Annotated in this window: 14 protein-coding genes; 7 read left to right on the top strand and 7 right to left on the bottom strand. The window is 64.2% G+C overall.

Annotated features, from left to right (window positions below):
• The 5 genes from WCL58_RS24385 to iclR form a co-directional block, all read right to left on the bottom strand.
• A complete protein-coding gene (locus WCL58_RS24385; RefSeq protein WP_100397033.1) occupies positions 1-642 on the bottom strand; it encodes a bifunctional 4-hydroxy-2-oxoglutarate aldolase/2-dehydro-3-deoxy-phosphogluconate aldolase in 642 nt (213 codons plus the stop codon).
• Between the two features lie 54 nt (positions 643-696).
• The gene (gene edd / locus WCL58_RS24380) at positions 697-2,511 is read right to left on the bottom strand and encodes a phosphogluconate dehydratase (RefSeq protein WP_336851717.1); all 1,815 of its coding nucleotides are present in this window, start codon (positions 2,509-2,511) and stop codon (positions 697-699) included.
• Positions 2,512-2,609: 98 nt separating this feature from the next.
• The gene (gene gntU, locus WCL58_RS24375; protein ID WP_028128298.1) at positions 2,610-3,947 is read right to left on the bottom strand and encodes a gluconate transporter; all 1,338 of its coding nucleotides are present in this window, start codon (positions 3,945-3,947) and stop codon (positions 2,610-2,612) included.
• Positions 3,944-4,483: a gluconokinase gene (gene gntK, locus WCL58_RS24370; protein ID WP_148874376.1), complete on the bottom strand. Its 540-nt coding sequence runs from the start codon at positions 4,481-4,483 to the stop codon at positions 3,944-3,946. The genes gntU and gntK overlap by 4 nt, the downstream gene beginning before the upstream one ends.
• A 250-nt stretch (positions 4,484-4,733) precedes the next feature.
• Complete coding sequence (gene iclR, locus WCL58_RS24365) at positions 4,734-5,564, bottom strand: glyoxylate bypass operon transcriptional repressor IclR (protein WP_004936648.1); 831 nt, start codon at positions 5,562-5,564, stop codon at positions 4,734-4,736.
• 196 nt (positions 5,565-5,760) lie between these two features.
• Here iclR and metH point away from each other — a divergent pair, with 196 nt between their 5' ends.
• Positions 5,761-9,456 (top strand): methionine synthase, encoded by a 3,696-nt coding sequence (gene metH, locus WCL58_RS24360; RefSeq protein ID WP_336851716.1) that lies wholly within the window; start codon positions 5,761-5,763, stop codon positions 9,454-9,456.
• Between the two features lie 37 nt (positions 9,457-9,493).
• On the opposite strand, the gene WCL58_RS24355 is transcribed toward metH, so the two are convergent.
• On the bottom strand, positions 9,494-10,204 hold the full coding sequence (locus WCL58_RS24355) for a UTRA domain-containing protein (protein ID WP_060425131.1): 711 nt from the start codon (positions 10,202-10,204) through the stop codon (positions 9,494-9,496).
• A 193-nt stretch (positions 10,205-10,397) separates the two neighbouring features.
• Between WCL58_RS24355 and WCL58_RS24350 the strand changes: the two genes are divergently transcribed.
• The 6 genes from WCL58_RS24350 to WCL58_RS24325 all read left to right on the top strand — a co-directional run bounded on the left by WCL58_RS24350 (position 10,398) and on the right by WCL58_RS24325 (position 16,812).
• Positions 10,398-11,459, top strand: a complete 1,062-nt coding sequence (locus WCL58_RS24350; protein WP_004936660.1) for an ABC transporter substrate-binding protein — start codon at positions 10,398-10,400, stop codon at positions 11,457-11,459.
• Between the two features lie 11 nt (positions 11,460-11,470).
• The gene (locus WCL58_RS24345; RefSeq protein ID WP_038874364.1) at positions 11,471-12,280 is read left to right on the top strand and encodes an alkaline phosphatase family protein; all 810 of its coding nucleotides are present in this window, start codon (positions 11,471-11,473) and stop codon (positions 12,278-12,280) included.
• Positions 12,277-13,122 (top strand): ABC transporter permease, encoded by an 846-nt coding sequence (locus tag WCL58_RS24340; RefSeq protein ID WP_039569690.1) that lies wholly within the window; start codon positions 12,277-12,279, stop codon positions 13,120-13,122. The genes WCL58_RS24345 and WCL58_RS24340 overlap by 4 nt, the downstream gene beginning before the upstream one ends.
• A gap of 17 nt (positions 13,123-13,139) precedes the next feature.
• Complete coding sequence (locus WCL58_RS24335) at positions 13,140-13,925, top strand: ABC transporter permease (protein ID WP_049201534.1); 786 nt, start codon at positions 13,140-13,142, stop codon at positions 13,923-13,925.
• A gap of 4 nt (positions 13,926-13,929) precedes the next feature.
• The gene (locus WCL58_RS24330; RefSeq protein WP_087762604.1) at positions 13,930-14,922 is read left to right on the top strand and encodes an ABC transporter ATP-binding protein; all 993 of its coding nucleotides are present in this window, start codon (positions 13,930-13,932) and stop codon (positions 14,920-14,922) included.
• A 240-nt stretch (positions 14,923-15,162) separates the two neighbouring features.
• Positions 15,163-16,812, top strand: coding sequence for a Na/Pi cotransporter family protein (locus tag WCL58_RS24325; RefSeq protein ID WP_049201530.1), 1,650 nt, complete (start codon positions 15,163-15,165; stop codon positions 16,810-16,812).
• 47 nt (positions 16,813-16,859) lie between these two features.
• On the opposite strand, the gene WCL58_RS24320 is transcribed toward WCL58_RS24325, so the two are convergent.
• Entirely contained in the window at positions 16,860-21,686 is a 4,827-nt protein-coding gene (locus tag WCL58_RS24320; protein ID WP_336851715.1) for a hemagglutinin repeat-containing protein, read from the bottom strand.
• Positions 21,687-21,692: the final 6 nt, after the last annotated feature.

Here is a 21,692-nt window from a genome sequence, read left to right as displayed (position 1 = left end):
TCAGGACTGGGCGCCCGCGACGGCGGCGCGCGCCAGTTCGGTGATGCGGGCGTAGTCGCCGCTTTCCAGCGCGTCCGCCGGCACCAGCCAGGAGCCGCCGATGCACAGTACGCTTTTCAGCGCCAGATAGCTGCGGTAATTGTCCGGTGAGATGCCGCCGGTCGGGCAGAAGCGCACCTGCGGGAACGGGCCGCCGATCGCCTGCAGTGCTTTTACGCCGCCGTTGGCTTCCGCCGGGAAGAATTTAAACTCGCGCAGGCCGTAATCCATGCCCAGCATCAGCTCGGAAACGGTGCTGATGCCCGGAATAAGCGGAATGGACCCGGCGGTGGCCGCCTTGAGCAGCTCGTCGGTCAGCCCCGGGCTGATGGCGAACTGCGCACCGGCCTCGGTCACTTCACGCAGCTGCTGGGGATTGATCACGGTACCGGCGCCGATGATCGCTTCCGGCACTTCTTGGGCGATGGCGCGAATGGCGTCCATGGCGCAGGCGGTGCGCAGCGTCACTTCCAGCACCCGCACGCCGCCGGCGACCAGCGCTTTCGCCAGCGGTACCGCATGTTCCAGCTTGTTGATCACGATGACCGGCACCACCGGCCCCGCCGTCAGGATCTGCTCGGCGCTTGTTTTCCATTGGTTCATGATGACGTTCTCCTCTGTGGCCGCCGCCAGGCGGCGATGCGGCCAGGCTATCGATTAAAATTTGATGCAGCAGGCGCCCTGCTCGGCGCCGGACAGCTGGCTGCGCAGCGCGCCGAACAGCTCGCGGCCGCAGCCGATGTGTTCTGCGCTCAGATCGGGCTGGCATGGCGCGCGCTGGGCCAGTTCGTCGGCGTCGACCAGCACCTGCAGCTCGCCGCTGCGGCCGTTGACGCGGATCGGATCGCCGTCGCGCACTTTCGCCAGCAGGCCGCCGGTATAGGCTTCCGGGGTGACGTGGATGGCGGAAGGCACCTTGCCGGAGGCGCCTGACAGGCGGCCGTCGGTCACCAGCGCCACTTTGAAGCCGCGATCCATCAGCACGCCCAGCGGCGGCATCAGCTTGTGCAGCTCCGGCATGCCGTTGGCTTGTGGCCCCTGGAAGCGCACCACCACCACGCAATCGCGATCCAGCTTGCCGGCTTCGAACGCCGGCACGATGTCGTGCTGGCTGTCGAACACCACCGCCGGCGCTTCGATAATCTGGTTGTCGGCGGGCACCGCCGAGGTTTTCATCACCGCACGGCCCAGATTGCCGGCCATCACTTTGGTGCCGCCGTGATGCTCAAACGGCTGAGCGACGCTGGCGATCACGCTGGCGTCGAGCGAGCCGGCCACGCCTTCACGCCACACCAGCTGGCCATTATCCAGCCAGGGTTCCTGGGTGTAGCGGTGCAGGCCGAAACCGGCCACGGTGTGCACGTCTTCGTGCAGCAGCCCGTGTTGCAGCAGCTCGCGCACCACCAGCGGCACGCCGCCGGCGGCCTGGAACTGGTTGATGTCGGCCGGGCCGTTCGGATAGATGCGGCACAGCAGCGGCACCGCCTCCGACAGCTCCGAGAAATCGTCCCAGGTAATGATGATGCCTGCTGCGCGCGCCATCGCCACCAGATGCATGGTCAGGTTGGTGGAGCCGCCGGTGGCCAGCAGCGAGACGATGCCGTTTACCACCACTTTCTCGTCCACCAGGCGGCCGATCGGCAGGTAGTTGCCGGCGGTGTCGGTCAGTCGCGTCACCTGGCGCGCGGCGGCGTCGTTCAGCGCGTCGCGCAGCGGCGTGTCCGGATGTACGAAAGAGGCGCCCGGCAGGTGCAGGCCCATCACTTCCATCACCATCTGGTTGGTGTTGGCGGTGCCGTAGAAGGTGCAGGTGCCGATGCCGTGATAGGACGCGGCCTCGGCTTCCAGCAGCGCCAGGCGATCGGCCTTGCCCTCGGCGTACAGCTGGCGCACGCGTACCTTTTCCTTGTTGGGTAAACCGCTGCTCATCGGGCCGGCCGGCACGAACAGCGCGGGCAGGTGGCCGAAGGAGAGGGCGGCCATCACCAGCCCGGGCACGATCTTGTCGCAGATGCCGAGGAACAGCGCGCCGTCGAACATGTTGTGCGACAGGCCGACGGCGGCCGACATGGCGATCACGTCACGGCTCATCAGCGACAGCTCCATGCCGTCCTGCCCCTGCGTCACGCCGTCGCACATCGCCGGCACGCCGCCGGCTACCTGGCCCACGGCGCCCACCGCCTGCAGCGCCTGCTTCAGCCGCTGCGGGTAGTGTTCGTACGGCTGGTGGGCCGACAGCATGTCGTTATAGGCGGTGATGATGGCGATATCGCTGCGCACCATGTTTTTCAGCGCCGTCTTGTCATCGGGCTGACAGGCGGCGAAGCCGTGGGCCAGGTTGCCGCAGGCCAGCTGCGCGCGGTGGACGGTTTGGGAACGGGCCGCTTCGATACGTGCCAGATAGGCGGCACGGCTGGCCTGGGAACGGTCGATGATGCGCTGTGTGACACGGGACAAGGTTGGATTAATCATGCCTTCCTCACATTGCTGTTGTTATAGTCGCCGCCTGTGGCGGTGCCCCCGGTGGTGATTTGCAACCCTGGTGTGCAAGGCCGGGGGCGATTTAGGATTTAAAACATCGTGAATGCAATCATGCCGATGGCGCCGCCGACGCTGCCCAGAATGGTTTCCATCACCGTCCAGGTTTTCAGCGTTTGCAGTTCGTTGGCGCCGGTGAATTTGCCGAACAGCCAGAAGCCGGCGTCGTTGACGTGGCTCAGCACGATGGAGCCGCCGGCGATGCAGATAGCCAGCGCAGCCAGTTGTCCGCCGCTGAGTCCGAGCTGGCTGGTGACCGGCAGCACCAGGCCGACGGTGGTCAGGCAGGCGACGGTGGCCGAGCCCTGAATCACCCGCACCATGGCGGACAGCGCGAAGGCGGCCACGGCGATCGGCAGGCCGGCGCCGATCATGGCGTCACCCAGCGCCGGTCCAACGCCGGAATCCACCAGAATCTGTTTGAACACCCCGCCGGCGCCGGTCATCAGCAGAATGATCCCGGCCGGCTGCACCGCAGCGGAGCAGATGGCGAGCGTCTGTTCGTTGCTCATGCCGCGCGGCTTGGCCAAACCGTAAATCACGATCAGGCAGGCCAGCAGGATGGCGGTGAACGGGTGGCCGATAAATTCCAGCCACTGCTGCAGCTGCGAACCGGGAGTGACCAGCCGTGCGCCGATGGTTTTCATGCCGACCAGCACCAGCGGGCACAGCACCAGCGCCAGGCTAAAGCCGAACGACGGCAGATTGCCTTTGGTCAGCGTCGGCTCGTTCTCTTCCGGCGGCATCGGCCAGTTGACGAAACGGCTGATAAAGCTGCCGTAAAGCGGGCCGGCGATCAGCATGCCGATCACCGCCGCCGCCAGCCCGATGGCGATCATCCAGCCGAAATCGGCCTTCATCTGCGACGCCAGCAGCATCGGCACCGGCCCCGGCAGCAGGAAGGACGCGGCGGCGGCCACGCCGGCGAACAGCGGGATGGCCAGCTTGACGATATTGCCGTCGGTGCGGCGCGCCACGGCGAACACGATGCCGATCAGCAGCACCACCGCCACGTCGAAGAACAGCGGCAGCGCGCAGATCAGCCCGGCGATGCCGAGCGCGTAGTGCGCCTTGCTTTGTCCGAATCGTTTCAGCAATTGCGCCGCAATTTGATCGAGCGCGCCGACCTCATGCAGGATCTTGCCGAACATCGCCCCGAGCGCCACCACGATCGCCAGGAAGCCCAGCGTGTCGCCCATGCCTTTTTGCATGGTGTCGGCGATGTGTTCCAGCGGCATGCCGGAGAAGATGCCGGCGGCGATGGACACCAGCATCAGCGCGACGAAGGCGTGCATGCGCGCCTTCATCACCAGGAATAACAGCAGTAAAACCGAGCCGACTGCGGTACCGACCAGCGTAACGGTACTCACGCGCACACGTCCTGCGGCAGGAAGCTCTGGATATGGCGCACGGTATCGGCGATCACCGCGTCCAGCGGCTGATTGATGTCGATCGCCATCACGTCGTTCTCGTCGGCGCCCGGCTGCTCCAGCGCGGCGAACTGGGTGACCAGCATCTGCGGCTTGAAGAAGTGGCCGTTGCGCGCCGCCAGGCGGGATTCGATCACCGGGAACTCACCGTGCAGATAGATGAATGACAGGTTGCCGTTGCCGGCGCGCAGACGGTCGCGGTACTGCTTTTTCAACGCCGAGCAGACGATGATCGACACGCTGTGGGTGCGCTGCATGGCGAAGGCGGCGTCGTTGAGCGCGGCCAGCCACGGGGCGCGATCGTCATCGTTCAACGCTTCCCCGGCGGCCATTTTCAGGATATTGCTGCGCGGGTGCAGGAAGTCGCCGTCGAGGAAGCCGGCGGAGAGTTGGCGGGCCGCCGCGGCGGCGACGGCGGATTTGCCGCTGCCGGAAACGCCCATAACGACGTAAATGCGATTTTGATTGTTGGTCATGGCTTGGCTCCAAAATACCGGGTGACGTTACCTTCGTTAAACTTGGTTGTTACCGGTAACATGTTATCGGTAACATTGTCGAAGGAAGTGTGAGCGGTTGCAATGGGCTTTCGCCGTGAGGATCGTTAACTGTGATCGGCTTCAAGCTTTTTGCCTGTGTGCTAAACAGGATGCCGACAGCCTGTTACATGCTGACAACAGAGCAGGGAAGTGAGCGAGGGCGCGCTGCGGCGCCGCTCGGATGAACGAATTAGCGCACGCCGCCGTAGGCCAGGCTGATCTCTTTCGCCGCGTGGATCACCAGCGCGCCCAGCTCGATCACGCGATCGTCGGTGATGCGCGACACCGGGCCGGAGATGGAAATGGCGGCGAAAGCTTCGCGGTGCTCGTCGAAGATGCAGGCCGCCACGCAGCGCAAGCCGAGCGCGTGCTCTTCGTCGTCAAAGGAGAAGCCCTGTTTGCGGATCTGCGCCAGCCCCTCTTTCAGGTTGTGCGGCGTCAGGGTGTGCGGCGTGTAGGTATGCATGCCTTTCTTGTGCAGCAGTTTGGTCACCTGATCGTCCGGCAGGGTGGCGAGGAACGCCTTGCCGGCGCCGGAGGCGTGCATCGGCAGTTTACCGCCGATCGGCGCCGACATGCGCATCAGCGCCGTACACTGCACCTGATCGATGATGATTGCCTGGTACTCGCTGGTATCCAGCACCGCCAGGTTGACGGTTTCGCCGGACTCTTCCATCAGGCGCCGCAGCGTCGGATGCACCATCGCCAGCAGGTTGCGGCTTTGCAGGAAGCTGCTGCCGACCACAAAGGCGTGCGAGCCGATGGTCCACAGGCCGAGATCGCCGACCTGGCGCACGAATCCCTGCTGCTGCATGGTGGTGAGCAGGCGGTGAGTGGTGGAATTCGGCAGGCCGGCCTGCTGCGCCAGATCGGTCAGCGCCACGTTGCCCTGGGCTTCCGAAATGTATTCCAACAGCTTCAGGCCACGGGTCAACGATTGTACCTGGCCGGTCGCCGCACTGGCGGCCGGGGCTGCTGCGCGGGGCTTCTTGCCGCGTTTGGCGGGAGCAGGGGTGGCCATGGGTGAGATTCCTTTTTCCGTATGATGGAATTCATTTTCGTTTTTTGTCGATGAATTGCAAGTCGCCGCCAGCTCATCGGAGGTGTTGGCGCACAACCTGAAAAACTCTCAATTGTCGCCCGGCCCTTTGTCCCTACAAGCTGTGCTAGGATGACTCGTTGGTTTTTGCGGCAGTTGAGCGATGGGCTGGATGGCAATGGAAGGGGTTACAGTGACGAATCGAGTAGAACAACTGCGCCGCCAGTTAGCGCAGCGCATTTTGGTGTTGGACGGCGGCATGGGTACCATGATCCAGAGCTACCGTCTGGACGAGCGCGATTTCCGCGGTGAGCGTTTCGCCGACTGGCGCAGCGATCTGAAAGGCAATAACGATCTGCTGGTGCTGACCAAGCCGGAAGTGATCACCGCCATTCATTACGCCTATCTCGAGGCGGGCGCCGATATCCTTGAGACCAATACTTTCAACTCCACCTCCATCGCCATGGCCGACTACCACATGGAGTCGCTGTCCGCCGAGATTAACTATCAGGCCGCCTGTCTGGCGCGCGCCTGCGCCGATGAGTGGACGGCGCGCACGCCGGAAAAACCGCGCTACGTCGCCGGGGTGCTGGGGCCGACCAACCGCACCGCGTCCATCTCGCCGAACGTCAACGATCCGGCGTTCCGCAACATCTCGTTCGATGAGCTGGTGGCGGCTTACCGCGAATCGACCCGCGCGCTGGTGGAGGGCGGCGTCGATCTGATCATGATCGAAACCATCTTCGACACCCTGAATGCCAAGGCCGCCGCTTTTGCGGTGGAAACCGAATTCGAAGCGCTGGGGGTGGAACTGCCGATCATGATTTCCGGCACCATCACCGACGCCTCCGGCCGCACCTTGTCCGGCCAGACGACCGAAGCGTTTTACAATTCGCTGCGCCACGTTAAGCCGCTGACCTTCGGCCTGAACTGCGCCCTGGGCCCGGACGAACTGCGTCAGTACGTCGCCGAGCTGGCGCGCATTTCGGAGACCTACGTCACCGCGCACCCGAACGCCGGTTTGCCGAACGCCTTCGGCGAGTACGATCTGGATGCGGCCGAGATGGCGCGCCAGGTCGGGGAGTGGGCGCAGGCCGGCTTCCTCAATATCATCGGCGGCTGCTGCGGCACCACGCCGGAACATATCGCCGCGATGGCCAACGCGGTGGAGGGCGTGCTGCCGCGCCGGCTGCCGGAGATCCCGGTCGCCTGCCGCCTGGCGGGCCTGGAGCCGCTGACCATCGACGCCAACACCCTGTTCGTCAACGTCGGCGAGCGCACCAACGTCACCGGTTCGGCGCGATTCAAACGCCTGATCAAAGAAGAGAAATACAGCGAGGCGCTCGACGTGGCGCGCCAGCAGGTCGAGAGCGGCGCGCAGATCATCGACATCAACATGGATGAGGGGATGCTCGACGCCGAAGCGGCGATGGTGCGCTTCCTTAACCTGATCGCCGGCGAGCCGGATATCGCCCGGGTGCCGATCATGATCGACTCCTCCAAGTGGTCCGTTATCGAGAAAGGCCTGAAGTGCATTCAGGGCAAGGGCATCGTCAACTCGATCTCGATGAAGGAGGGCGAAGAGGCCTTTATCCATCACGCCAAACTGGTGCGCCGCTACGGTGCCGCGGTGGTAGTGATGGCGTTCGACGAAGTGGGGCAGGCGGACACCCGCGAGCGCAAGTTCGAGATCTGCCGCCGCGCCTATAACATTCTGACCGAGCGCGTCGGCTTCCCGCCGGAAGACATCATTTTCGACCCGAACATTTTCGCCGTCGCTACCGGCATCGAAGAGCACAACAACTACGCCGTCGACTTTATCGAAGCCTGCGCCGACATCAAAACCCACCTGCCGCACGCGATGATCTCCGGCGGTGTGTCTAACGTGTCGTTCTCGTTCCGCGGCAACGATCCGGTGCGTGAAGCGATCCACGCGGTGTTCCTGTATCACGCCATTCGCAACGGCATGGACATGGGCATCGTCAACGCCGGGCAACTGGCGATTTATGACGATCTGCCTACCGAGCTGCGCGAGGCGGTAGAGGACGTGATCCTCAACCGTCGCGAAGACGGCACCGAACGCCTGCTGGAGCTGGCGGAAAAGTACCGCGGCAGCAAAGACGGCGAAGCGGCGGTACAGCAGGCGGAGTGGCGCGGCTGGCCGGTGGAGAAACGGCTCGAGTATTCGCTGGTGAAGGGTATCACCGAGTTTATCGAGCTGGACACCGAAGAAGCGCGGCAGCAGGCCGAACGCCCGATCGAAGTGATCGAAGGGCCGCTGATGGCGGGGATGAACGTGGTCGGCGATCTGTTCGGCGAGGGCAAGATGTTCCTGCCGCAGGTGGTGAAATCCGCCCGCGTGATGAAGCAGGCGGTGGCCTACCTGGAACCGTACATCGAGGCCAGCAAGCAACAGGGCACCTCTGCGGGGAAAATCCTGTTGGCGACGGTGAAGGGCGACGTGCATGACATCGGCAAGAACATCGTCGGCGTGGTGCTGCAGTGCAACAACTATGAAATCGTCGATCTCGGCGTGATGGTGCCGACGGAGAAAATCCTGCGCACCGCGCGCGAGGAGAACGTGGACATCATCGGCCTGTCTGGGCTGATCACGCCGTCGCTCGACGAGATGGTCAACGTGGCGAAAGAGATGGAGCGCCAGGGCTTTACGTTGCCGCTGCTGATCGGCGGCGCCACCACCTCCAAGGCGCACACCGCGGTGAAAATCGAGCAGAACTACAGCGGCCCGACCACCTACGTGCAAAACGCCTCGCGCACCGTGGGCGTGGTGTCGGCGCTGCTGTCCGCCACCCAGCGCGACGAGTTTGTGGCGCGCACCCGCAAAGAGTATGAAACGGTGCGCATTCAGCATGCGCGTAAAAAGCCGCGCACGCCGCCGGTCGATTTGCAGAAGGCGCGTGCCAACGCCATGGCGCTGGACTGGGCCGATTATCAGCCGCCGGCGCCGCGGCAGCTCGGCGTGTTCCCGGTGGCGGCCGGCATCGAGACGCTGCGCCACTACATCGACTGGACGCCGTTCTTCATGACCTGGTCGCTGGCGGGCAAATACCCGCGCATCCTGGAAGACGAGGTGGTGGGGGAAGAGGCCAAGCGCCTGTTCCACGACGCCAATCAGATGCTGGATCGGCTGGCCGCCGAGCGCAGCCTCAACCCGCGCGGCGTTTACGGCCTGTTCCCGGCCAACCGCGTCGGCGACGACGTGGAAGTATACCGCGACGAACGGCGTGACGAGGTGCTGGCGGTGAGCCGCCATCTGCGCCAGCAGACGGAAAAAACCGACTTCCCGAACTACTGCCTGGCGGACTTCGTGGCGCCGAAAAGCAGCGGCAAGGCCGACTACTTCGGCGCCTTCGCGGTGACCGGCGGGCTGGAGGAGGACGCGTTGGCGGCGGCCTACGACGCGCAGCACGACGATTACAACAAAATCATGGCCAAAGCGCTGGCGGATCGCTTGGCGGAGGCCTTCGCCGAATACCTGCATGAGCAGGTGCGCAAGCTGCACTGGGGCTATGCCGCCGACGAGAGCCTGAGCAACGAAGAGCTGATCCGCGAAAACTATCAGGGCATCCGGCCGGCACCGGGTTACCCGGCCTGCCCGGAGCACACCGAAAAAGCGACCATCTGGCAGCTGCTGGACGTCAACCGCCACACCGGCATGGAGCTGACGGAGTCCTTCGCCATGTGGCCGGGGGCGGCGGTGTCCGGGTGGTACTTCAGCCATCCTGAAAGCAAGTACTTCGCGGTGGCGCAGATCCAGCGCGATCAGGTGGAAGACTACGCGGTGCGTAAAGGGATGAGCGTGAGCGAGGTCGAACGCTGGCTGGCGCCTAACCTCGGCTACGACGCCGACTGATTTCCTCTTTAAGGGCGCAGCGATGCGCCCTTGTCATTTACTGCGCTTCCACGTCGATGTGCAGCGCATCGTAACGCCAATACTCCAGGTCGCAATCGATCACCCGGTCGTGCTGATCGCGGTTCACCCGCGTAATGAACAGCGCCGGGCTGCCGTAGGTCACCTTCAGCATGGCGGCGGCCTGCTGCGGCAGCAGGGTGGGCAGCATGTCGAAACGCACCCGCCCGTAGTGGATGCCGTAGCGCGCGGCGTACAGCGCGGTCAGCGACTGGGTCAGGTCTTCCTCCAGAATGCCGGGGAAATAGGCCGGGTTGAGGTAGTGCTCGCAGTACAGCACCGCGCGCCCGTCGATATAGCGCAGCCGGCGAATGCGATAGGCCTCGGCGCCGGGGGGCAGCGCCAGGCGGCCGGCCAGCGGCGCGTCGAGCGTGACTAGCGCGCTGTCGATCGCCTCGGTATGGGCGGCGCGCCCCTGCTGCTGCGCCATGGCGTGAAAATGGCTGCGCTGCAGCGGGTTGTAGATAAGACGCGGGGGCGAGATGAACCAGCCGCGCCGCACCTGGCGGTAGATGACGCCCTGCGCCTCCAGCTGACCGAGCGCCTCCTGCAAGGTAATGCGGGTGGTGGCGAACTGTTCGCTCAGGGCGCGTTCGGAGGGCAGCTTGCCGCCCACGGCAAACTCGCCTGCGGTGATGCGGGCGTTCAGCGTTTGGCAGATGGTCGCTACGGTCGTCGGTGCTTCACTCATACAGCGGGTGTCCCGTTTCAGTGCGTTTGGCCTCCCTTAAGGTAGACCAGCGTCGCGTTTTCGCCGTTGCAATGGGTGATAAAACTGTCGCTTTTTTAAGCTGACATATAATTATCACATTCGTCCGTTAGATTGGTTTGGTCCTTGCTGGACTAGTCCAGCCATCCCCACACTACCACCTGGAGCATCAGTTATGAAACGTTTGTGCGCTTCTGTGTTAACCAGTGCCATCGTGTTATCCAGCCAGATGAGCTGGGCCGCGGATACCGATCTGGCGGCGCTGGAGCAGGCCGCTAAAAAAGAAGGCGAAGTCAACAGCGTCGGCATGCCGGACAGCTGGGCCAACTGGAAAGGCACCTGGCAAGATCTGTTGAGCAAATACGGCCTGAAGCATGTCGATACCGACATGAGCTCCGCACAGGAGATCGCCAAATTCGATGCGGAAAAGAACAACGCCACGGCGGACATCGGTGACGTCGGCGCGGCCTTCGGCCCGGTGGCGGTGCAGAAGGGCGTAACGCAGCCGTACAAACCCTCCACCTGGGATCAGGTGCCGGACTGGGCGAAAGACAAAGACGGCCACTGGGCGCTGGCTTACACCGGCACCATCGCCTTCATCATCAATAAACAGCAGGTGAAAGATATCCCGCACAGCTGGGCCGATCTGCTGAAGGGCAGCTATCAGGTCACCATCGGCGACGTCGGCACTGCGTCGCAGGCGGCCAGCGGCGTGCTGGCGGCCACCTACGCCATGGGCGGTAACGAGAAAAACCTCAAGCCGGGCCTGGAATTCTTCGGCAAGCTGGCCAAGGCCGGCCGCCTGAGCCTGAGTAACCCGGTGATCGCATCGCTGGAGAAAGGGGAAGTGCAGGTCGGCGTGGTGTGGGACTTCAACGGCCTGAACTACCGCGACCAGATCGACAAAACCCGCTTTGAAGTGCTGATCCCGTCGGACGGCTCGATCACCTCCGGCTACACCACCATCATCAACAAATACGCCAAGCACCCGAACGCCGCCAAGCTGGCGCGCGAATACATCTTCTCCGACGCTGGCCAGATCAACCTGGCGCGCGGCTATGCCCGCCCGATCCGCGCCGAACATCTGACGCTGCCGGACGACGTCAAAGCCAAGCTGCTGCCGGCCGAGCAGTACAAGAACGCGCACCCGATCGCCGATCCGGCGGCCTGGGAACAGAGCGCCAAAGCGCTGCCGCGTCTGTGGCAGGAAAACGTCATTATGTTTATGCAGCAGTGAGTTAACGCACCATGAAAACGATCCTCGTGCTGCTGGACGGCCTCAACTACCGGGTGGCGCACGACGCCATGGGCTATCTGCAGGCCGAATGCGCGGCGGGACGCGGACGGTTGTACCTGCTGGAGAGCGAGCTGCCCTCGCTCTCCCGGCCGCTGTATGAATGCATCCTCACCGGCGTCACGCCGGTGGAGAGCGGCGTGGTGCACAACCACGTCTCGCGCCTTTCTCATCAACAAAGCGTGTTTCATTACGCGCGCGCCGCCGGGCTGACCACCGCCGCCGCCGCGTATCATTGGTTCAGCGAATTGTATAACCGCACGCCGTTCGACGCCGCGCGCGACCGCCATACCGACGCGCCTGAGCTGCCGATCCAGCACGGGCATTTCTATTACGACGACGGCTATCCCGACAGCCATCTGTTCGACGACGCCGAAAGCTTGCGCCTGCGTCATCAGCCGGACTTTCTGCTGGTCCATCCGATGAACATCGACGATGCCGGGCACCGCTTCGGCCTCTCTTCGCCGCAGTACCGCAATGCGGCACGCCGCGCCGACGGTTCGCTGTCGCGCTATCTGCCCGAGTGGCTGGCCGCCGGTTATCAGGTGCTGGTCACTGCCGACCATGGCATGAACGACGATCGCAGCCACGGCGGTGTGTTGCCGGAAGAGCGCCAGGTGCCGCTGTTCGTGTTCGGCACGGGCTTCAGCCTGGACGACGCCGATCCGCAGCAAACCGAGCTGTGCGGCACGATTTGCGATCTGCTGCAGGCACCGCACGACAAGCCGCGCTGCCGGGCGCTGCTGGCGCAGGATGCGCGATGAACGGCAAAACCAAATGGATCGCCGCGTTGTGCCTGCTGCCGTTTATCGTGCTGTTCGGCGCGTTTCAGATCGCCCCGCTGGTGTGGATCGCCGTTCACAGCTTTTTCAGTGAGAGCAGCGGCTGGGGATGGGGCAACTATGTCGATATCCTCACCTCGCCGTTCTACCTGCAGGCCTTTCAGTTCTCGCTGGAGATCTCGCTGTGGTCGAGCGTCTACGGCTTGCTGATTGCGTTAGTGGGCAGTTACTCGCTGCGCCAGCTCGGCCAGACCCGATTTCATGACTTCGTGATGTCGTTCACCAACATGACCAGCAACTTCGCCGGGGTGCCGCTGGCGTTTGCCTTCGTCATCCTGCTGGGGCTGAACGGTTGCCTGACGCTGCTGCTGCGCAAATACGGTCTGATGGAGAGTTTCAACCTCTATTCGAAGAGCGGCCTGATCGTGCTGTATACCTACTTCCAGATCCCACTGGGGGTGCTGTTGCTGTATCCGGCGTTCGACGCGCTGCGCGCCGATTGGCGCGAGTCGGCGGCGCTGCTCGGCGCCGGCCCCTGGCGCTACTGGCGGCATATCGGCCTGCCGGTGCTGGCGCCGGCGCTGATGGGCACCTTCGTCATTCTGCTGGCTAACGCGCTGGGCGCCTACGCTACGGTCTACGCGCTGACCACCGGCAACTTCAACGTGATCCCGATCCGTATCTCGGCGCTGGTGGCGGGGGACATCTCCCTCGATCCGAACCTGGCCAGCGCGCTGGCGATGCTACTGGTGGTGATGATGGCGTTTATCACGGTGATCCACCAATGGATGCTGCGCAGGAGCTACCTCAATGCGCGCTCATAATCGGATGGAGAATGCTCATGTCGCGTGCTGAACGCTTGTACCATCGCACGGTGACCGGCCTGCTGCTGCTGATCCTGCTGTTGCCGCTGGCGGCGACGCTGATTTATGCGCTGGCCACCCAGTGGGGCGCCACCATTTTGCCGGACGGTTTTACCCTGAAGTGGCTGACGGCGCTGTGGAGCGACCCGCGCTTTTTGCAGGCGCTGTGGCACTCGCTGTTGATCTGCTTCGGCACGCTGCTGCTGTCGGTGGTGGTGATCCTGCCGGCGATGTTTGTGATCGCTTACTACTTTCCCAAGCTGGACGCGGTGATGAACGTGCTGATTCTGCTGCCGTTCGCCGTGCCGCCGGTGGTGTCGGCGGTGGGGCTGATGCAGCTGTTCGCCGCCGATCCGCTGCCGCTGCTCGGCACTCCGTGGATTTTGGTGGGCTGCTATTTCACCATCGCGCTGCCGTTTATCTACCGCGCCATCAGCAATAACATGCAGGCGATCAACCTGCGCGATCTGATGGACGCCGCGCACCTGCTCGGCGCCAGCACCTGGCAGGCGGCGCTGCTGGTGGTGCTGCCGAACCTGCGCAAGGGCGGAACGATCGCCGTGCTGCTGTCGTTCTCGTTTCTGATCGGCGAGTTCGTGTTCGCCAACCTGCTGGTGGGCAGCCAGTATGAAACGCTGCAGGTCTACCTGTTCAACATGCGCAACGGCAGCGGGCATTTCACCAGCGCGCTGGTCATCTCCTATTTCGCCGTGGTGCTGCTCGTCACCTGGCTGGCGAACCTGCTGAATAAAAACAAGGGTTAACCCGATGGCTTATCTCAACGTCACCCGCCTGAACAAACACTATGGCCAGACCCAGGTGTTTCAGGATATCGATTTCACCGCCGAAGAGGGGGAGTTCGTCACCCTGCTGGGGCCGAGCGGCTGCGGCAAATCGACGCTGCTGCGCTGCCTGGCCGGCCTGACCCCGGTCGACAGCGGGCACATTTTGCTGCAGGGCCAGGATCTGGTGCCGCTGGCGCCGCAAAAGCGCGGCATCGGCATGGTGTTCCAAAGCTATGCGCTGTTTCCCAATATGACGGTGGAAGGCAACGTGGCCTTCGGGTTGAAAATGCAGAAGCTGGCGGCCGGGCAGATCGGCCAGCGGGTGCAGGAGGTGCTGGCGCTGGTGGAGCTGAGCGATCTGGCGAAGCGCTATCCGCATCAGCTGTCGGGCGGCCAGTGTCAGCGCGTGGCGCTGGCGCGATCGCTGGTCACCCGCCCGCGGCTGCTGCTGCTCGACGAACCGCTGTCGGCGCTGGACGCGCGTATCCGCAAACACCTGCGCGAGCAGATCCGGCGCATTCAACGCGAGCTGAACCTGACGGCGATCTTCGTCACCCACGATCAGGAAGAGGCGTTGACCCTGTCGGATCGCATCGTGCTGATGAACCAGGGGCAGATCGTGCAGAGCGGCGATGCGGAAACCCTGTATACCCAGCCGGCGGACGCCTTCGCCGCCGGGTTTATCGGCAACTATAACCTGCTGACCGCCGAACAGGCCGCCCAGCTGACCGGGCGCAGCTATGCCGGCAAGGTGGCGATCCGGCCCGAGTCTATCGGCCTGTTGCCGGCCGGGCAGGGGATCGGCGGGGTGATCCTGGGCCACAGTTTGCTCGGGAATGTGGTACGCTATCGGATTCAGGTTCGCGGTGTAGAATTGCTGGTTGACGTGCTCAACCGGTCGGTGGCCGACCTGCGGCCCGACGGCGCGGAAATTGGGCTACACTTGGAACCTGTTGTATTGCGGGAAGTTGCATGACTTCGCAGCGCGGCGCCGGGGCCTTTCCGCCGCCGCATTAACCCTTCTTTTCTGCGGTCTGCCGCCCGCCCGCTGTCCTGCCAGACCTACGCCCGGCAGGCGGGACCGCGCGCTGTATCCGTCATCTTTTGGCCCACCGGCTGCGGCTAAGGCGAACAGAACCGTTCCGTCCGTCCGCACCGCCTGACAGGCATCGGGTATCAGCCTCCTTTGGCCGGGCGTTAATGGAGCGTATCTTCCGTGCTGACCCTTCTTCACCTGCTTTCCTCCGTGGCGCTGTTGGTGTGGGGTACCCACATCGTGCGCACCGGGATCATGCGGGTTTACGGCGCCAATCTGCGGCGCGTGTTGAGCGACAGCGTTGAGAAAAAGCCGCTGGCGTTCGTTTCCGGCATTGGCGTGACCGCGCTGGTGCAAAGCAGCAACGCCACGGCGCTGCTGGTGACCTCTTTCGTCGCTCAGGGGCTGGTGGGGCTGGCGCCTGCGCTGGTGATCATGCTCGGCGCCGACGTCGGCACCGCGCTGATGGCGCGCGTGCTGACCTTCGATCTTTCCTGGCTGTCGCCGCTGCTGATCCTGGTCGGCGTCTTCCTGTTCCTCAGCCGCAAACAGATGCGGATCGGCCAGATCGGGCGCGTCCTGATCGGCCTTGGGCTGATCGTGTTGGCGCTGGAGCTGATCGTGGCCGCCGCCACGCCGATCACCCAGGCGGCCGGGGTCAAAGTGCTGTTCTCGTCGCTGACCGGCGACGTGATGCTGGACGCCCTGACTGGCGCGCTGTTCGCCATCGTCAGTTATTCCAGCCTGGCGGCGGTGCTGCTGACCGCCACCCTGACCGCGTCCGGCGTGATTTCGCTGAAGGTGGCGCTCTGCCTGGTGATCGGCGCCAACCTCGGCAGCGGCCTGCTGGCGATGATCAACGCCAGCGGCCAGAACGCCGCCGGACGGCGCGTAGCGCTCGGCAGCCTGCTGTTCAAGCTGGTGGGGTGCGTGCTGGTGCTGCCGTTCGTCGCCTATCTGGCGGATGTGATGGCTCAGTTGCCTGGCGGCAGCGAAGAACTGGTGATCTATTTCCACGTGTTCTACAACCTGATCCGCTGCCTGGTGATGATCCCGCTGGCCGGGCCGATGGCGACGCTGTGCGAGCGGCTGATCGTCGACGTGGCGGCCGACGATCCGCGCATGAGGCCGCGCCATCTGGACGCCAGCGCGCTGGACACGCCGACGCTGGCGCTGGCCAACGCGGCGCGCGAAACGCTGCGGATGGGCGACGTGGTGGAACACATGATGATCCTGCAGCGCGAAGTGCTGCACGGCAAGCAAGGGGTGGATAAAGAGGTGCGGCGTCTGGACGACGACGTCGACGTGCTGTACACCGCCATCAAGCTGTATCTGGCGCAGATCCAGAAGGAGGATCTGGGCGAGGAAGATTCGCGCCGCTGGGCGGAGATCATCGAAATGGCGCTCAACCTGGAACAGGCGGGCGACATTATCGAACGCATGGCCGGCGACGTGGGCGCCAAGTCGCACGCCGCGCGCCGGGCCTTCTCGACGGAAGGGCTGGCGGAGCTGGATGGGCTGCACGAGCGGCTGATCGGCAACCTGCGTCTGGGGCTGTCGGTGTTCCTGTCCGGCGACGTTACCAGCGCCAAGCGCCTGCGCCGTTCCAAGCACCGCTTCCGCATTCTGGATCGCCGCTACGCGCACGCGCACGTCGATCGCCTGCACCAGCAAAACGTGCAGAGCATCGAGACCAGTTCGCTGCATTTGGGGTTGTTGGGGGACATGAAGCGCCTGAACTCGCTGTTTTGCGCGGTGGCTTACAACGTGTTGGATCAGGATGCGAAGGACGACGATCGCGACTGGGAAGACACCCCAAGCACGCTGTAAAAAAATGCCCCCGGTTTTCACCGGGGGCATTGCCTAGGAGAGGCGCGTTATTTGCCGCTGAACACGCCGGCTTTGGCGTCCGCCTGTTTCGTTGAGGCATGGCCGCTGGCGAACGGCACGTTGCCGTCAACGCCCTGTTTCGCCGCACCGGCGGCCAGGCCGCCTACCGTGGCCGCCACATCGACGCGGCCGCCGCCCTGATAACGTTGGCCGCTGACGTCCTGCTGGCTGACCTGGCTACCGCCCAGTTCCACCTTGCCCTGCTGGCTGCGGATCTCGCCGCCGGTGAGTTGGGTTTGGCCGCCGACCTGCAGCGCCACGCCGTGCTTACCGGCAATCGCCGATTGCTCGCCGACCGCATTGTTGTTCACCACCTCGGCATTGACCTTGAGCTGCCCCTGGCGGCCCGCCGGCCCGGTGACGCTGTCTTTCACCGCGCCGCCGACGGTGCGTGCACCGCGATCCCACAGCGGGCCCTGCGGTTTCTCGCCGGCCGGCGTTTCCGGCAGCGTCACTTTACCGTCGGCTTTGCTGAAGCTGACCGCGCCGGTGGTGTCCTGCTGCGGATCGAGGCGACGCGCCACGCTGTTGTATTTGTCGGTGGTGGCGTCGGCCACTTTGTTCACCCCGGCGTCCAGTTTCTCTTTCACTTTCCCGGCGTAGCGCGGCGTGCCCACCTTCGACAGCTTGGAGGTGATACTGCTGCCCGGATCGTTGCTGTGGCTCAGACCGGCATCCACATCCACCTTCACGCCTTTCTCGACGTCTTTGCGGCTTTCAACGTGCAGATCGCCGCCCACCTTGCCCTGTACGCTGTCGGCATCGACGCGCGCCCCGGCGAGGCGGGTGTCCTTGCCGCTGTTGAGCGCCACATCGCCCGCGGTGATGCCGGTGTTGGCGTGGGTGGTTTTATCCTGCTGTTCCACGCCGACCTTCAGACCGGCGCCCAGCGTATGGGTGTCTTTGCCGGTGTTCGGATCGACCTTGCCGGCGGCGTCCTTGTTGAACGTTTGGCCGCCTTTGGCGTTGGCTTTAATGCCCAGGCTCCAGTTGTCCTTATGCTGCTCGTTCTTGGCGGACTCCAGCAGGATACCGCCGTTTTTCGCCTCGAGCGCGGCGCTGCCGCCGCTGACCTTGGCGCCCTGCAGATGCAGCGCGTCATCGCCTTTGCCGCCGGCGGACAGGGTGACCTTGCCGTCTGAGGCGAGCTTAGCGCCCTGGCGTTCGGTCGCGGACTCATTCACCTTGGCGATGTCGAACGCGCCGCCGGCGGAGAGACTGCCACCGGTTTTTTCCTTGCTGTCGCTGCTGCCGGCGCCCAGATCGAGATTGCCGGACAGCTGGCTTTCCTTGCGCGTTTGGGTCGATTCCGCCGCCTGCAGCGCGACCTTGTTGCCCGCGCTCAGGGTGATGTCGCCCTGGCTTTTGACGTCGGTGCCTTTAAGCGTCAGATCGCGGCCCGCCTTCAGTTCAACGCCCTGTTGGCCGCTGACGTTGCCGACCTGTGCGGTACTGCCGCTGCTTTCGCCTTTGTTGGTACCGCCGCCGAAGCCGGCGCCGAAGTTTTTACTGTCGGCGGTGAAGCCGCCCTTCGCCGAGGCCTTGACGTTAAAGCCGCTGTGGTTCTCACTCTGTTTGTCGCTGGCCTGATCAAAGCGGATATCGCCGCCGGCGTCGACGGTGGTTTTACCGCTGCCGCCGTTCAGCGCGGTACCCTGATAGACCGCGTCTTTTTTCACGTTGACGTTGATGCCGTTGGCCGCGTCGATCGAGCCGGTCACCGCCTGGCTGGCGCTGCTGTTGCTGCGCTGGGTGCCGCCTTCGCCCTTGGCGTCTACGGTCAGATCGCTGCCGGTGGAGGTGTAGACGCGCACGCCGGCGCTGCCGCGGGTATCGCGGTTCTGCTCTTCCTGGCGGTTCGTTGCAGCTTCGCTGCGGTGGCTGTCCGCCGTCAGCGTGACCGCGCCTTTGCTTGCCTGATATTGCGTGCCCTGATCGCGCACTTCGCCTTTGGCGTTGATGTCGATGCTGCCGGCTTTCACCGAGCTGACCACCGCCTGCGAGCTGCTGCTGCGTTTTTCGCTGCTGCCGCCCTGTGCGCCGATATCCAGGCCGACGTTAGGCGCGCCGATGCCGCCGATGTCGTTGATGACGCCGGTGGCGTCCAGCTTGGCCGCCTTGCCGACCGCGCGCTCGACCGGGCGGGTCACGGCGCTGTAATCGACGTTGGCGCCGATGTTCACGCCGACGTCGGTTTTGGTGGTGGTGCTGCTGGCGGTGTCGGCGGCGGCCAAATGATCGACGCCGGCGGCGTTCTCTTGGTAGGTGCCGCCGACGCTGTGCTGCGCGCCTTGCTGGGTCAGCTTGTCGCGGGCGTTGACAGTCAGGTTGCCTTTGACGTCGCTGCCGGAGGTGACCGCCTTGCTGCTCTGCGCCTGCGTTTTGCTGTTCTCGTAGCCGGCTTCCACGCCGCTGCCGAGCTTGTCGATGCCGCCGGTGTAGTAGAAACCGCCGCCGATCTTGGTCTGCTCGGTGTTCGAGGTGGTTTTATCGTCGGCCGCCAGGAACGAGACCTTGTTGCCGCTGACGCTGGCGTCGCCTTTGTCGGCGACCAGTTTGGAGCCGCTGAAGGTCACGTCCTTCTCCGCCTCGAGCTTCACGCTACCGCCGCTGAGGGTCGAGGCGCGGTTTTCGGTGCGGGTGGTTTTTTCGCTGTCGCGGGTGTGTTCGATGCGCAAACCGGCACGGTATTGCTTGTCGCCGGCTTCTTTGGCGTAGCCATTGACGGTCAGCGCGGTCTTCTGCTCATCGATTTTTTGCTGCTGTTCGGCGGCCTTGACGTTGATGTTGCCGGTCTGCGACGTCACGCTCAGCTCACCGCCGCTGGTGACCTGGCTGCCGATGACGTCGGTATCCTTACGGCTGACCAGCTTCAGGTTGGTATCAGACTTCAGCTCGCTGGCGGTGCTGCTCTGGTAGCTGTTGTCGGCCTTGTGTGAACTGCTGGTGATGTTGAAGGCGGTGCCGGTGCGCGCGTCGATTTTGTCCACGGTGGTGCTCAGCGCGTTGTCGATGCGCAGGCCACCTTGCGTGGCGGTGACCAGGCCGCCTTCCTTGCCGCGCGCCTTGCTGCCGGTGATGGTGACGCCCTGCTGGCCGTTCAGGCGCAGGGTGCCGTCGCTGGTCAGTTCGGAGGCGTGGCTGACCTCGCGACGGTTGCTGTTGTTTTTGTTGTCGCCGCCGCCGATGCCGCCCCAGGAGGTTTTGTCATCGCGCACCGCTTTGGCGTTGGCGGTTTTCTGCACCCCGATCTGGATTTGGTTGCCGGCATTGACCGTCAAATCGCGGCCGGCGTGCAGCTTGGCGCCCTGGGTCGCGACGTTGTTGCCGGCCTCCAGCGTCAGCGCTCCCTGGCTGCGCAGTTCGCTGGCCTTCAGGCTTTCGCTTTCGTCGCTGCTGCTCCAGCTGCCGGTGCGCAGGCTGGAAGTGTGATTGCGCTGGTAGCCGCGTTCGGTGGACTTATCCTTCTCCACCAGTCCGGCGAGGTGCACGTTGCGCGCCGCCTTGACGCTCAGCGCCCGATCGGCGCTGACGTTGGCGCCCAACAGGTTCACGTCTTCCCGGGTACTGACGAGTTTGGCGCTGCCGCTGGCGGCGACGGTGCTGCCTGCCTGCTGCTGCTGCTCGCGCTCACGGGTGACGTCGTATTGCCAGGAGTAGAACCAGCGGTCGTCGGTGTGGCCCTGGGTCTGTTTCAGCTGCTGGCCGTCGAGCGTCAGCTTGCCGCCCTGCAGCGTGATGTCTTCGCCGCGAATATCGGTAGCGGTGAGGTGCGCGTGGTTATCCGCCACCAGGCTGATGTTCTTGCCTTTCAGCTCGGTGCGGGTCAGCTTCTGGCTGCTGCTGCGGTCGTTGACGTAGATGCCGCCGCGGTAGTTCTGGTAGTTGTCGCCGCCGTTGCGGTTGCTGCTGGCGTCGTCAACGCGGCTTTCGCTGCGAATATCGTAGGCCTTCACCTTGAGATCGTCGCGGGCGGCCAGCGTGCCCGCCAGCTTCACGCCGCTGCCCTGCGCGGTGTTGATGATGTTGATGCGCCCGGCCTGCATGCTGCCGAGGTAGTAGCTGTCCAGCGCGGTGGTCGGCTGCACGCTGGCCAGCACCTTGCCGTCGCGCGCCACGCGGTTATGGCCGCTGATGGCGTTGATCGCCGCCGGGGTTACGCTGCCGTTGCGGTGGGTGAAGTCTTGTACGATCACGTCACCGCGGCTGTCTATCTTCGGTGCGATCAGATCCAGCACGCCGCCGGCGTTCAGGGTACCGTTGAGGCTCAGGGTATTGCGGTTATCCAGGGTGCTGTAGCCCTGCAGCAGGCCGTTCTCCACCAGCGGGTTGCCGACCACCAGTGAGGAGCGGCTGGTGTTGATGAACCCGCAGCCCTGGCAGCTGATGCCGTTCGGGTTGGCCAGCACGTAGTCGGCCGCCATGCCGAAGATCTCTTGCTGGCCGTGCAGCAGAGAAGGGTTACGGCCGATCACTTCGTTGAGGATGACGCTGGCTTCGCGCCCGCCCAGATTGGGGTTGGCGCCCAGTTGGCCGGCCAGCTGCGACAGCCCTGCCTCGCGGGAGTTGTTCAGCACCGCGCCGGGCTGGTTGACGTTGAAGTCCTGATACTGGTTGTGCGACAGCCCGTTGCCGTTCGGCGCGACGATATCGACCACCTGCGCGCCGGTTGCGGCGGTGGAAACGCCGGGGCCGTTGGCGCCGTTGGCCGCCACGATCTCCGCGGCATAGGCGCCGGCGGAAGCGGCGAGAATAATCGCCAGCGCGGCGGCCAGTTTGCCCGCTGCTGAAAGCCTGAAGTTATTATTTTTCATTCATGT

It is taken from the genome of Serratia sp. TMDUHS_CL (assembly GCF_037137105.1).
GTDB lineage: Bacteria > Pseudomonadota > Gammaproteobacteria > Enterobacterales > Enterobacteriaceae > Serratia > Serratia nevei.
Note: the sequence above shows the minus strand (reverse complement) of the source record. Positions and strands in the feature narration are given on the sequence as shown.